This window comes from Paraliomyxa miuraensis, assembly GCF_026337845.1.
GTDB lineage: Bacteria > Myxococcota_A > Polyangia > Nannocystales > Nannocystaceae > Paraliomyxa > Paraliomyxa miuraensis.
This window is the reverse complement of sequence record NZ_JAOVZF010000156.1, coordinates 371,963-385,435: the sequence shown is the minus strand read 5'-3', so window position 1 is coordinate 385,435 and position 13,473 is coordinate 371,963. Positions and strand designations below refer to the sequence as shown.

The following is a 13,473-nucleotide window of genomic DNA, read 5'->3' as shown; positions in this document are numbered from 1 at the left end:
GCTCCCCCCAGAACCTGACGAAGCATCTCCGCGCCAAACGTTTCACACCCGAGAAATCGTCGTAACGATGACCATGCTACTCGACATGTCCCACCATGATGTAGATCATGCCCGTCGACGTGCTCGGGGGAGCACGCCGGGGGATGACGACGTGACACGACGAATTACGCACTCACGACTACGACGCACTGGACTCTGCGCCGCCGGGCTCGGCACCGCGCTGTGCCTGGGCGCAGGGCCGGTGGTGGCCAACAACGGCAACGGCCACACCAAGTACAAGGGATCCGAGAGCCTGAACCTGATCTCGGTGGGGATCGATCTCGACCGCTGCGGCGACTTCCCGAACTTCGAGGCCGTCTTCGAAGGCCAGGGCATCGACACCGCCGGGGGTCTGTTCTCGGTGGTCTCTTCGGGCTGTCAGAACATCGAGACCGGCGAGGTGTTCGATTTGGTCGCGGTCGACACCTACGCCAACGGCGACTCGGTCACCATCGAGGCCTCGAGCTTCTTCTTGGAGTTCGATCCGCAGACCTGTGCCTCGGCCACCGTCGATCCCGTGCACTACACGATCGCAGGCGGTACCGGCTCGTTCGCCGGCGTCATGGGGCACGGCAAGTTCGAATTCGCCTCCAACGATTCCGCCTGCAATGGCGAGATCGCGCCGGCCTTCGTGTGGTTCCACGGCAAGTACAAGTGACTCCACGGGGAACCGTACGGCCCCGCTAAGGGCATCCACTACACGAGCCCATGGCTGCGCTCGCGGCCGCTCTCGGACCGCGGGCGCGGCTGCGGGCTCGTGCAGCGGCTCGTGCTCGATCCGCGTTCCACTCTCCGGGTTGCGATAGGATCCCAAGGAAAGCGGGGCACGATGACCACCGATCTCTGGATGTTGCTGGCCAGTGCGGCCCTGACGTGGGTCCTCATCATGCTCGTGGCCTTTGGCCAGCTGTTCGACAACGGGCTGGCGTGGGGGCTTGGCAATCACGAGGAGATCCCGCCGATGGGTGGGTGGCTGGCTCGTGCCAAGCGGGCCAGCAACAACATGAACGAGAACCTGGCGCTGTTCGCCATCGTGGTGATCGTCGTGCACCTCGCGGGCAAGGCCAACGAGACCACTGCGTTGTGGTCGCAGATCTACGTGCTCGCCCGCGTTGGACACGCGCTCGTCTACATCGCAGGCCTCACGGTGATCCGCACGGTGGTGTTCCTGGTGTCGATCCTCGCGGTGTTCATGATCACCTCGGCGCTGTTCTGATCGGCGAATGCCTCACGCACCCGCTGGGCTGGAGGCACGGGTGGAGCCGGCGCGCCGCTCGCATGGTCTCGTAGTGCGAAATTTCCAGGGTTCTCCGACCACGCAAGCCATTTGACGTCGCCCTCGAATCAGCTTGGCTGTAGGCGACGAACGATGGCGACGTCCTCGTTCTCGCTCCTCAACCGGCGTCGGCGAAACCATGTTGGTGGACGGTATCCCTCCGAGGTCTCCCATGAAGCAGCCCATGCGAACGAAGGCGAGCACCGCTCTCCTGCTCGCTGTGGTGGCATCGTCCTGCGAGATCGTCGACGATGACCAGCCGACCACGAGCGGCACAGCCGGCGACACCGACGGAAGCGACGCCCAGGCCTGCATCGATGGGTTCGCGGAGCTACTGAACCAAGGCTGTCCCCATGGTTCGTATCCTCAAGTCCACTATGACGGCGGCTCGAGCACCGTGGTGCAGCTCGACGATCCTGTTGTGGCGGCGAGTCTCGCACTGGGACTGCTCGTCGACTTCGGGGCCGGAACCGGCGCGGATTGGGTCGGCTACCATGTCTCCCAGAACGGCAACTGCACGCTGGGCTGCTTCGTTGCGGGCTGTGCGCTCGGGCAGTACGGCTGCTACGCCACCAACGCCGATGGCGAGCTGTGCTCTTATTGGTGCAACGATGTCCACGACCCCGAAGCGTGCGCGGAGCTGGCCGCCGTGTGTCTTGGGGATGGCTTGGATGACACCGGAACGGGCGCAGTGAACGAGGATGACGATGGATCGGAGGATGACGATGGATCGGAGGATGCGGAGCAGAGCCCGGCTCAGTACGACTGCGCCAGCTGGCATCCCGAGACCGTCCAGTCCTTGGGCAACGACCGCTACCTCGTGCCCCGGTCCCTGCTCGAGGCGCTCGTCCGCGACCACGCGGCTCCCCTGATCGAGTGCGACCGGGTTCGCCTGCGGCAAGGGTCGGAGGGGTACTGGCACATTTCGAGGATGGACGCCCCCGACGGGATGCTGGGTAGGCTGGGCTTGCAGGTGGGCGACGAGCTTCGCTCGCTCGACGGCGTCAGCCTCGGCTCGCTCGACGGCGTGCTGGTGGTCATGCACGACCTCATGCGCGACGATCGATCATACGTGCTGGGCGTGCACCGACGGCACGCGGATGTCGGCATTCGTTTCCGCGTCGTCTCCAGCGCGCCGAGTGGAGAGTAGCGTGCGCACGGCATCGCTCGCCTTGGCCTGGATGCTGGGTTGTGTACCCGACCACGACCACGACTCCGCGGCCGACGGTGGACGGATCCCACCCAGCGCCGCCGACCAAGCCGTCTGCGATGATCCCTCGTGGGCTCAGCTGGAGTGCCCTGCGGGCTATACCCCGCAGAAATTCACCGCAGACCTCGAGATCCTCGAGCTCGAGGACGTGGCCCATCCCGTATGCTCGGGTCGCGGGATGTTCGTCCACGCGGCCGAGCTCGAGGATGTAGATCATGCCGGCTTCCACGTCACGAAGAACTCGGTGTGTGCGTTCGGCTGCTTCGGGACGTGCGGCACCGGCTTGAGCGTCTGCGTGACAGAGCACGCCGACGGGTCTCCCTGCTCCCGCGTCTGCTCGATCCTCGACGAAGATGACTGCTTCGACGCGGCCCAGCGCTGCGATCCCGATCGAGCGTGCGAGCGCTGATCGTCCGGAGCGCGCGGGCGGCAGAACGTTCCGATACCGCAGGGACGATCGTAGCTCTCGCGGGTCAGCCCGCCCCGGCCAGCAGTCCCACGCGGCGGCGTACGACCATCGCGGCTTCGGACATCCACACGCGCATGAGGTCGGCCACCACCGGTGAGCGCGCGAGCAGGTCGGCGCCGCGCTCGGAGCCCAGCTTCTCGGTGCGCCGCACCACCTCGACCACGCCCACGAGGTCGTCGGCCACCAGCGCGGCCAGCCGCCCGGCGGTCTGATGCAGCCAGTGCACCAGCACGTTGGGATCGGGCACCAGCATCGTGGCGCAGGTCTGTGCGGTGGCGGTGAGCATGGGCTTCTTGCGACGCGGTACGCCGCGCGCCACCAGCCGCGCCCGGTCGTCGAGCAGCTCGGCCGGGGCCACCTTGCCGCCGTAGCCGGGCACCACGCTGCGGATCGACGCGATCACGGTGAGCGCCAGATCCTGCGGCGGCAGGAAGTGCACGGGATAGGTTCCGCGCGCGATGTGGGCCAGCGCTTGTGCCACCAGGAAGGTCTGCTGCGACTCGGTGAGCTCCGACAGCCAGATCGGCAGCAGCAGCGAGGGCTTGGGCGTGTTCTCGATGCCCACGCCCTGACCCGCGTGCCGATGCACGTAGACGTCGAGCTCCTCGAGCGCGAACGCAGCGCTGAGCCGATCGACGAGCATCCGCAGGGGGTGATCGGTCCGCGGCGGAATGCGGTCGCGGCTGGCCACCCCCCATGCGCCGAGATCGGGAGGCCGCAGCTTGCCCAGCCCATCGCATACGGCCGCGAGCAGGTTGGCGATCGCGGTCTGAGGATCGCCGCCGAGCTGCAGCTCCACCCAGGACGCGGGCACCAGCGCGGCCGGACGGATCGCCCGCGACGCGGGCCGCCATCCCGACAGGGGCTCGAGCTCGTCGGGGCGCGCCTCGCCCAGCGCGGCCAGACCGGCCAGGGCCAGGCCTTGCTCGCGCACCCGACCCAGATCGCCGAAGCAGCGCGACAACAAGCGCCAGGTCTCGCCTCGCGCGGAGTCCTCGACGGTGAGGACCTGCAGCTGGGGAATCGCGTCGGCGGGCCGATGCACGTGGACCAGGCGCTGGGCCAGACGCAGGCGCAATCCGGGATCGCCCTCGCTCTCCCTCAGACCTCGCACCAGCGTCGCCAGCGAGGCATTGTCGTCACCGAGGCGCTCGTGTTGGAGCTGGGCGATCTCCTCGAACAGCGCGATGCGAGCCCGGCCTCGCTGCGCTCGCTCGGCGAGATAGGCCTTGAGCGCCTCCACGTAGCGATCCCAGTGCTCGGGAGTGCTGGCGCGATCGGTCATCTCCTTGGCCGCCGGGCTGCGCGGACCCTGCACGGCCACCGCCTCGGACAGCGTGTCCATGGCCTCGTCGATCTTGCCCAGGCCCAGCTGCGCCTCGGCCACCCAGCGCAGCGCCTCCACCCGCTGCGCGGTCTCGGTGCTCAGCTCGAGCAGCCGCGCCGCCACGTCGGCCGCCGCCGCATGGTGCCCCTGATCGAGCTGCAGGCGAGCCACCCGGCGCAAGAGCACCACGTCGTCGGGGCGCGCCTCGAGGGCCGCCGCATAGTGCGAGAACGCCTCGTCGGCCCTTCCGGCCCGCTCCTGGGCCTCGGCCAGCAGCGAGTGCGCGGCGTGGGCGATCTCGCCGTCGGGCTGCGTCCCAAGGCAGCGCTCGAGCAGCGCGGCGGCCTCCTCGGCTCGACGGTCGGCCACGTAGAGCCGTCCCAGCGCCAGCATCGCGGCCGCGTGGTCGGGCTGCTCGCGAAGCAGCCGCTGCAACGACGACTGCGCCGCGCCCGGGTTGTCGAGCTCGCGCGCCTGCAGCTCGGCGAGCTCGAGCCACAGCGCCGCGATGCGCTCGGGCTCGGTCGCCGCCTCGGCGGTGCGGATGAGCCGCTCCACCAGCGATCGATGGCGCCCCAGATCGCGCATGGTGCCGATCAGCCACTGCGCCGCCTCGGCGTGATCGGGGGCGCGGGCCAGCGCGCGATCGAAGTCGCCCACCGCCCCGTCGCGGTCGCCCAGGCGCTCGGCCTTGAGCTGGCCCGCGCGAACCCAGGCATCGGCCGCGGCCACCGGATCGGTCGCGATCTCGGCCGAGCGCTCGGCTGCGTCGGCCAGGGCCTCGTCGTCGCGCAGCAGATCGGCCACGCGCGTCAGCCCGCGCAGCGCTCCGCGGGCTCGAGGATCGAGGCGCAGCGCCTCGCGGTAGACCTGCAGCGCCTCCGGGTTGCCGCCCACCTCCATCGCCTCGGCCCGACGGGTGAGGTAGGCCGCGCGCAGCTCGGCCTGCGGGGCCAGCCGCGCCAGCCGAGCATCCACCCCGGCCAGGGCCTTGGGCTTGCCGCTGCGCATGGCCAGCCGCTCCAGGGCCTCGAGCGCGCGCAGATCGTCGCTGCGCATGCCGAGGATCGAGGTGTAGACCTCGATGAGATCCTCGCCCGCGCTGGGTCGGTAGCGCTCGCACAGTCGCGCGCGCTCGTGCAGCGCGGCCACCTGGGCCCCCGGGTCCTGGAACTCGCTCACCTGGCGCTCGTAGAGCTCGATGAGCGCGTCGTGCTGGCCAAGCTGCTGCAGCAGCGGCTCGAGGCCCAGGAGCGCGTGCAGGTTGCTCGGGTCGCGCTCGAGCACGCCCCTCCAGCAGGCCACGGCCCCGCGAAGATCCCCGAGCCGCTCGCCGCGAACCTCGGCGGCAAACGAGAGATCGGCGATCGCCTGCAGCGGATCGCGCTGCTGGGACGCATCGTGCTCGAGCTCGTCGGCCAGCGTCGCCCAGTCGGCCATGCGCGCCCGAACCCGCCGCAGGGCCTCGGTCGCCGGTCGGTCGTCGGGGCGCAGCTCGTGGGCCAGCGCATAGGCGGCCGCCGCCCGCTCGAGATCCTCGAGCTTGTTCTCGCACAGCTCGCCCGCCTGCATGGCCAGGCGCGCCTCGTCGTTGGGATCGCTGGCCAGCTCGCGCTGCTGCTCTCGTAGCTGCACCAGGTCGTCCCAGCGCTGCTGCCGATCGAGGATGCGGGCCAGCCCCAGTGCGGCCACCGGAGCCCGGGCATCGACCTCCAGCGCCCGACGATAGCAATCGGCCGCCGCCGAGGGATTGGACAGCTCGCGCTCGTAGACGTCGCCCATGCGCTGGAGCACCGCCACCGCACTGGGGCCGCCGGCATCCAGCTCGAGCTGGCGCTCGTAGACGCGCACCACGTCGCCCCAGCGCTGCTCGGCCGTGTACAGCCGCGCCAGCGCAGCCAGGGTGCCGCGGTGGTGAGGATCGATCGCCTGGGCCTTGGCGTAGCGCTCGATCGCATCCGCCCGACGCCCCAGGCGGAGCTCGAGCACCTCCCCCGCGCGGCACCACAGCACCACCCGCTGGTCGGCGGCCTCGGAGATCTCGATCTCCTGCTCGATCGCCCGCAGCAGCGCGTCCCAGCGCTCGGCGGCCTCGGCCACGCGCTGCATCGCCTGCACCGCCCCCAGGTGCCGCGGCCGCAGCCGAAGCACGCGCAGGTAGGTGCGCTCGGCGGCCTCGGGATCCTCGAGGGGCCCGGCGTGGAGCGCCCCGATCTCCATCAAGCAGGCGACGCGGCGCTCCTCGTCCATGCGATCGATGAAGCGCTCGTAGAGCAGCACGCGCTTGCGGTGCGCCAGGGCGTGCGTGTAGAGGCGCTCGAGCGCCCGCATGGTGCCCAGCGGCTCGGGGTCGAGGTCGAGCGCGCGCTCGTAGTGGGGAATGGCGGCCGCCTGACGACCCATCCGCTCGAGCACCTCGGCCGCACGTGCGTGGGCCAGGGCGCGCTGCGGCGTCTCGGTGGCGGCCTCGGCCGCCGCCTCGTACATCGCCACCAGCTCGTCCCAGTGCTCGCGCGCCACGTAGAGCGAGCCCAGCAGGTCGAGCACGGTGGGGTCGGCCGGAGCGATCGTCCGCGCCGCATCGAGCGCCGCGATCGCCGACACGTCGTCTTCGAGGCGCTCGTGGCACAGCTGCCCGAGCTGCATCAGCAGGCCCAGGCGCTCGCGATCGTCGGGCACCAGCTCGACCAGCTCGGTGAGCGTGGTGGCCAGCGCCGCCTCTTCACCCCGACACGCGTGCAGCTCGGCCAGCGCCTGGAGCGTGACCGCCCGCGGCACCGATTGCGCCGACGCTTCGAGCGACGCCACCGCATCGGCCAGGTTGCCCAGGCGCTCGGCCTGTACCCGCCCCACGCGGTAGAGCGCCGCGGCTCGAGTCGTGGGATCGGAGGTGCGCTCGGCTTCGCGGCGCAGCGTCCTGACCAGATCGAGCCAGCGCTGCTGCTGCTCGTGCAGGCGTCGCAAGACCGGCAGCACGCTGGACGCCGCCCGCAGGTCGACCGACAGCGCCGACTCGTACAGCTCGACCGCCGCATCGGGGTCGTCGATGTGGATCTCGTGCAGTCGCGCCCGCTCGACCATCACCGCCGCCCGCAGCGGCGGATCGCCTTGCACGGCGTCGGCCATCGCCGCCAGATCGTTCGACAGCGCGCCCCAGTCGCGAAGCCCCCGGTCGGTGTGCTCGAGCGCCTTGATGATCCCCGGCTCGGCCTCGATGAGCCGCGCCGCCGCCTGGTAGGCCTCGCGGGCCTGGGCCACGTCGCCGAGCTGATCCTCGAGCACCCGCGCCTTGCTCAGCCACAGCGCCGCCTTGCGGGTGCGATCGGGGCACTGATCGAGCTCCCGATCGAACAGCTCGATCGCACGGCCATGGTCGCCCTTGCGCACCCGCACCCGGCGGCCGGCGACCACGATGGGCAGGTGCTGGGGCAGCACCGCCAGCGCCCGGTCGAGGTGCATGGAGGCCCGATCGAGATCCCCGAGCGCCGTCTCGTACAGGCGAGCGATCTCGTAGTGGAGCCGGCCGATCCGATCCGCGTCTCGCTCGCCCTCGAGCTCGCCCTCGTACTCCGCGATCGCCCGCATGGCGTCCTCGGCGTAGGCATCGAGCACCGCGGTCGGCGTGCGCAGCGGCGCGACCACGGCGATCGTGGCTCCATCGTCGTAGGGCATCGCTGCGCGATCGCCCTTGACCACCATCTCGCCCGCGGTCGCCCGGGGTCGATCGTCGCTCTCGGGCGGCGTCGACGGCTGGCGACGCCGCGGCGGCAGCCCCTTGATCCGACGCACCGGCGAGCCCTCCGGCGGGTAGTCGTCGTCGCTCGGCTTGGCCACGCGCGGCAACGGAGTCGTGCTCCGCGGTCGGCCTCCATCGGGGCCGCTCTTGGGCGGCGGCGGCCCGGGGCGAGGCCCCGACGCTTCCCTCGGGCGGGCGACCGAACCGTCGAGGGGCGGAGGAGTCACGGCGCGTGGACGAGGCGCCGACTCGGGCCTGGGCTTGGCGATCGGCCTGGGACCCGTGGCCTCCCGGCCCACGGGAGGAGGCGGCGGCGTGCCGCTCGACCGCGTGACCGGAGGCGGTGCCTTGACCCCAGCGCTGGTCGACTTCCTGGCCCGGATCTGATCGAGCAACGGGACCGGCGGTGGCGGGGTACCGTGGATCGTCGGCTGACCCCGTCGTTCACGACCGGCCTCGGTGGCCGGAGCGGGCGGCGGAGTCGGACGCCGCACCGGTGGCGGCTTGGGCGGGGAGGAATCGTCGTTCGACACGCGGTCGTGGGATCATACGGCCACGGACGACCCTCCGGACATCCCCGCAAGCCCCTCGAGGCGGGCTTTTTGGGGGCTCCGATGGCCACGTCCGTAAGCCCCTACCACGTGAGGATCAGCTGGATCACGCCCAGTGTCGTCAGGCTGGCCATGATCACGGCGGGCAGGGTTTGCTGCTCGAGCGTGGTGGCGCCTCTCAGCGACCGCTCCGAGACCCGTCGCACCGACAGCGTCGCCCGTTGCCGCGCCCCCTCCATCCCCAACGTTCGCTCACGCTCGACCCACCCCATGCCAGGCACCATGCATGGGCGGATCGGCCCTTCCAAATTTTCGACGGAAAACGAGCGGCCGAGGCGACGAGCAGGAGCGACGCTCGGCCTCACGACCGCGGGAGCTGCTGCCCCGCGCGTCAGCCCCAGGCCAACGCGAGCTGGATGGCGGCCAGGGTACCGAGCGCGGCCAGGATGACGCCGGGCAGCGCCACCGACTCCATGGTCCGGGCGCCGCTGAGCGCCGACGAGGGCAGACGCGAGAGCGGACCCGTACGGATGCGCGCCCCTCGACCCACTGCCAACGTCGCCTTGCTCGACATCATCTCCCCTCTCCCCACACTTGGTTTGAAGGGGACCCCGCGACTACGCAAGGTCCAGGGATGAAAAAAATTTGCGCGCGGGCACCTGGCTGTCGATCGCGTGCCGACGGGAACGGGGTCGACATCCGATGATGCCCCGATCGCGGCGAAATGCCCCGATTCCTAGGGCGTACGAAGGCGCAGCTGCACGAGCGGACCCGCGTCGTCGAGCGTTGCTTCGCTCCAGGCCGCCCAGCTCTGATCGGGCCGCTTGCCCAGCGCCTCGACGAGATCGAGCACGTCGCACGGTCGATAGAGCGGACGGCCCGACTCCACGCGCGGCGAGAACCGAGCCGGCAGTCCCAGGCCGATGTGCACCCCCAGCGCGTCGCCCCAGCTCGCGAGCTCGGCCAGCAGCTCGCGCGACAGCACCGGGATCCGTCGATGCACCTCGTCGAGCGGCAGCGGCGCGGCCGCGTCCCGAAAGGCCCGAGCGAGCGTGATCGCACGAGACCGCACGGCCTCCGCCTCGGGCAACGCGAGCTCGCCGATCACCGCCACCGCCGCGGCGCCAGCCTCGATCGCACGCCGACCCAGCTCGAGATCGAGCCCACCGATTGCGATCAGCGGCCGAGCCGCCACGCGACATCCATCGAGCAACCCCTGCCAACCGACCACCGGCTCGGGGTCGACCTTGGAGCGAGTGGGGGCAACGGGCCCCAGCGCCAGGTAGTCGGGGCCTCGCCGACCAGCCGCCCGAAGCTGCCCCAGGTCGTGCGTCGACAGCCCCACCTTCAGGGTCGGATGCCCGCGCTCGGCGGCTCGCGCCCGCACGCCCGCGACGTCGTCGGCTCCCTCGTCGCGCTGACCCAGGTGCACTCCGTCGGCCCGTCCCTCGATCGCCGCTTCGAGATCGTCGTCGACGATCGACGTCGTCCCCGCCGCCCGGCACAGCGGCACCAGCTGCTCGAGCCATCGCACGCGCTGCTCGGTGGTCGCGTGCTTGGCCCGCAGCTGGACCACCGAGGCACCGTCGCGCCCTCCCTCGAGCCGATCGCCCAGCACGGCCCGCGTCGCGTCCTCCACCGACAGGCCGTGGCGGTGTGGCACGTCGACGATCGCGTAGAGCCCCTGCACGCCCGGGGATGATGGTCTGCTGCCAGCGTTCTGTCAGCACCCGTGGCCAGGACCCCCGCCGTCGGCTTCCTGCGCCGAGCGCCGCTGCTACCCTGCCGCCACCATGCCCGCCACCCCCAAGGTCCCCGCCGCCATCGACCTGGGCGATGACTGGACCCCCGGTCAGTTCGAGCTGCCCAGGATCTCCGACGACCGTCCCTTCGAGCTGAGCGCGCCCTTTCCCCCCGCCGGGGGTCAGCCCGCCGCCATCGAGGGGCTGGTGCAGGGGTTGCTGGCCGGCGATCCGGCGCAGTGCCTGCTGGGCATCACCGGCAGCGGCAAGACCTATACGGTGGCCAACGTGATCGCGAAGGTGCAGCGGCCCACCATCATCCTCGCGCACAACAAGACCCTGGCCGCGCAGCTCTACAGCGAGTTCAAGGCGCTGTTCCCCCAAAACGCGGTCGAGTACTTCGTCTCCTACTACGACTACTACCAGCCCGAGGCCTACATCCCCTCGACCGACACCTTCATCGACAAGGACTCGGTGATCAACGAGCAGATCGACCGCATGCGGCACGCCGCCACGTTCTCGCTGCTGTCGCGACGCGACGTGATCATCGTGTCGAGCGTGTCGTGCATCTACGGCATCGGCGCGGCCGAGGCCTACCTGGGCATGACCGCGCAGGTCTCGGTGGGCGACGAGATCGACCGCGACGACCTGCTGCGCCGGCTGGTCCAGATGCAGTACGAGCGCAACGACGTCGACTTCCACCGCGGCACCTTCCGCGTGCGCGGCGACGTGGTCGAGGTGTTCCCCGCCTACGCCGACGACATGGCGATCCGCATCGAGTTCTTCGGCGACGAGGTCGAGGCGATCCGCGAGATCGACCCCCTGCGCGGCCAGCCGCGCGAGACGATCCGCCGCACCACCATCTTCCCCGCCAGCCACTACGTGACCCCCAAGAGCCAGCTGCGCCGCGCGCTCGAGGGCATCAAGATCGAGCTGGCCGAGCGCCTGCAGGCGCTGAACCAGGGCATGCGGCTGGTCGAGGCCCAGCGGCTCGAGCAGCGGACCATGTACGACCTCGAGATGCTCGAGGAGATGGGCCACTGCTCGGGCATCGAGAACTACTCGCGCCACCTCACCGGCCGCAGCGTGGGCCAGGCGCCCCCCACCCTGCTCGACTACTTTCCCTCGGACTACCTGATGGTCGTCGACGAGTCGCACCAGACGGTCCCCCAGGTCGGCGCGATGTACCGCGGCGATCGGGCGCGCAAGGAGACCCTGGTGGAGCACGGCTTTCGCCTGCCCTCGGCGCTCGACAACCGGCCGCTCAAGTTCGAGGAGTGGGAGCAGCGGGTGCGCCAGGTGATCTTCATGAGCGCGACCCCGGCCGACTACGAGCTGCAGCGCACGCAGGGGGTGGTGGTCGAGCAGATCATCCGCCCCACCGGCCTGCTCGACCCCACCATCGAGGTGCGCCCCATCACCGGTCAGGTCGACGACCTGCTCGACGAGATCAAGGCCCGCGCCGACCGGGACGAGCGCGTGCTGGTCACCACCCTCACCAAGCGCATGGCCGAGGATCTCACCGAGTACTACGCCGATCTGGGGATCCGCGTGCGCTACCTTCACTCCGACATCGACACGCTCGAGCGGGTGGAGCTGATCCAGGGCCTGCGGCGCGGCGAGTTCGACGTGCTGGTGGGCATCAACCTCTTGCGCGAGGGCCTCGACATCCCCGAGGTGAGCCTGGTGGCGATCCTCGACGCCGACAAGGAGGGGTTCTTGCGCTCGACCACCAGCCTCATCCAGACGATCGGCCGCGCCGCTCGCAACGAGAAGGGGTTGGTGGTGATGTACGCCGATCGCGTCACCGCCAGCATGCAGGCCGCCGTCGAAGAGACCGACCGCCGCCGCGCCGTGCAGGCCGCCTACAACCAGGAGCACGGCATCGTGCCCAAGAGCACGCGGCGGGCCCTGTCCACCCTGCACAACGAGAAGAAGGCTCCCGGCGAGGCCAAGCCCGGGCGCAAGAAGGCCGCGCCGCAGATGCTGCCGGTGGGGGTGGGCGAGCTCACCGACGCCGACCTGCTGCCGCTGGAGATCGGACCGCGGATCCAGGAGCTGAAGAAGGAGATGCAGGCGCTGGCCAAGGGGCTCGAGTACGAGCAGGCCGCGCGGGTGCGGGACCGGATCCGGGTGCTCGAGGCGCGGCAGCTCGAGTTCGTGGCGGAGGGGTGAGCGCGACAGGACGCATCGGGCTGCGAGCCTCTTGTTCGCGGCGTCGAGCGCGAGAGCGGCGAAATGCTGCCATCACCGCTCCTCCACGCAGCCGCGCGCGATGGTTTGCAGGAGCAACAGAGACGACTAAGATCGCTCCTCGTGGAGCACGAGTATGACCGCGAGCTCGCTTCGGCCCCGTCGCCATCCAGCGCCGAGAAGCTGCTCCAGGCGCTCGAGCTGATGGATGTCGGCTTGCGGCTCAAGCGCGCGGCGTTGACACGCCAACACCCGCATGCCTCGGCCGCAGAGCTCGAGCAGCTCTTTCGAGAATGGCTGCTCGGCGATGACTGAGCCGGTCGTCATCGAAGCGCTCGCTGCCGCAGCTCGAGCTCTGCGGCAGCGCCAGGAGCGGTTTGCGTTGATCGGCGGACTGGCCGTCTCTGTTCACGGAGAGGTCCGCTTCACACGGGATGTCGACTTGGCCGTGGCCGTGATGGATGACGAAGCGGCCGAGCGCCTCGTCTACGGCTTGCGTGCGGACGGGTTCGAGCCCTTCGCGAGCGTGGAGCACGGCGAGCGGGAACGCCTCTCGACGGTACGCTTGCTCTCACCCCAGGGCGTCAAGATCGACTTGATCTTCGCAAGCAGCGGGATCGAGACAGAGGCGGTGGAGCGGGCGACGGTCATCGACGTCCCTGGTACCGGACCCTTGCCCGTCGCGTGCGTCGAGGAGCTGGTGGCGATGAAGACCCTCTCGATGACCAACCGACGGCTTCAGGATCGGATCGATGCCCAGCGTCTGCTGGAACATACGAACGGCCTGGACCTCGACCGCGTTCGTGCGAACCTGGGCCTGATTCGACAGCGAGGTTACGACCGCGGTGAGGATCTCGAAGCCAAGCTCGCGTCGTTGCTCGCGGAGATTCGTCTGGGCTGACTCCCTCGTGTTGCTTCCTCGACGCGGGT

Annotated in this window: 11 protein-coding genes; 7 read left to right on the top strand and 4 right to left on the bottom strand. The window is 70.2% G+C overall.

Going from position 1 to position 13,473, the window contains the following annotated elements; translation table 11 throughout:
* The first annotated feature begins 151 nt into the window (after positions 1-151).
* From OEB96_RS27105 to OEB96_RS27090, 4 genes are all read left to right on the top strand, one after another.
* Complete coding sequence (locus OEB96_RS27105; RefSeq protein WP_266219650.1) at positions 152-697, top strand: hypothetical protein; 546 nt, start codon at positions 152-154, stop codon at positions 695-697.
* Between the two features lie 171 nt (positions 698-868).
* Positions 869-1,255, top strand: coding sequence for an MAPEG family protein (locus OEB96_RS27100; RefSeq protein ID WP_266219649.1), 387 nt, complete (start codon positions 869-871; stop codon positions 1,253-1,255).
* A gap of 283 nt (positions 1,256-1,538) precedes the next feature.
* Entirely contained in the window at positions 1,539-2,465 is a 927-nt protein-coding gene (locus OEB96_RS27095) for a hypothetical protein (RefSeq protein ID WP_266219648.1), read from the top strand.
* A 1-nt stretch (position 2,466) separates the two neighbouring features.
* Positions 2,467-2,934, top strand: a complete 468-nt coding sequence (locus tag OEB96_RS27090) for a hypothetical protein (protein WP_266219647.1) — start codon at positions 2,467-2,469, stop codon at positions 2,932-2,934.
* A gap of 64 nt (positions 2,935-2,998) precedes the next feature.
* Here the strand turns inward: OEB96_RS27090 and OEB96_RS27085 are convergent, their stop codons facing one another.
* The 4 genes from OEB96_RS27085 to OEB96_RS27070 form a co-directional block, all read right to left on the bottom strand.
* Positions 2,999-8,155 (bottom strand): tetratricopeptide repeat protein, encoded by a 5,157-nt coding sequence (locus OEB96_RS27085; RefSeq protein WP_266219646.1) that lies wholly within the window; start codon positions 8,153-8,155, stop codon positions 2,999-3,001.
* A 536-nt stretch (positions 8,156-8,691) separates the two neighbouring features.
* The gene (locus tag OEB96_RS27080; protein ID WP_266219645.1) at positions 8,692-8,880 is read right to left on the bottom strand and encodes a hypothetical protein; all 189 of its coding nucleotides are present in this window, start codon (positions 8,878-8,880) and stop codon (positions 8,692-8,694) included.
* Between the two features lie 119 nt (positions 8,881-8,999).
* The gene (locus tag OEB96_RS27075) at positions 9,000-9,185 is read right to left on the bottom strand and encodes a hypothetical protein (protein ID WP_266219644.1); all 186 of its coding nucleotides are present in this window, start codon (positions 9,183-9,185) and stop codon (positions 9,000-9,002) included.
* 159 nt (positions 9,186-9,344) lie between these two features.
* Positions 9,345-10,298 carry a thiamine phosphate synthase gene (locus tag OEB96_RS27070; protein WP_266219643.1) on the bottom strand — a complete coding sequence of 318 codons (954 nt, stop codon included), beginning with the start codon at positions 10,296-10,298 and terminating at the stop codon, positions 9,345-9,347.
* 103 nt (positions 10,299-10,401) lie between these two features.
* On the opposite strand from OEB96_RS27070, the gene uvrB reads away from it, so the two are divergent.
* From uvrB to OEB96_RS27055, 3 genes are all read left to right on the top strand, one after another.
* Positions 10,402-12,525, top strand: a complete 2,124-nt coding sequence (gene uvrB, locus OEB96_RS27065; protein ID WP_266219642.1) for an excinuclease ABC subunit UvrB — start codon at positions 10,402-10,404, stop codon at positions 12,523-12,525.
* Positions 12,526-12,666: 141 nt separating this feature from the next.
* Positions 12,667-12,858, top strand: a complete 192-nt coding sequence (locus OEB96_RS27060) for a hypothetical protein (protein WP_266219641.1) — start codon at positions 12,667-12,669, stop codon at positions 12,856-12,858.
* A complete protein-coding gene (locus tag OEB96_RS27055) occupies positions 12,851-13,444 on the top strand; it encodes a nucleotidyl transferase AbiEii/AbiGii toxin family protein (protein WP_266219640.1) in 594 nt (197 codons plus the stop codon). Before OEB96_RS27060 ends, OEB96_RS27055 begins: the two co-directional genes overlap by 8 nt.
* Positions 13,445-13,473: the final 29 nt, after the last annotated feature.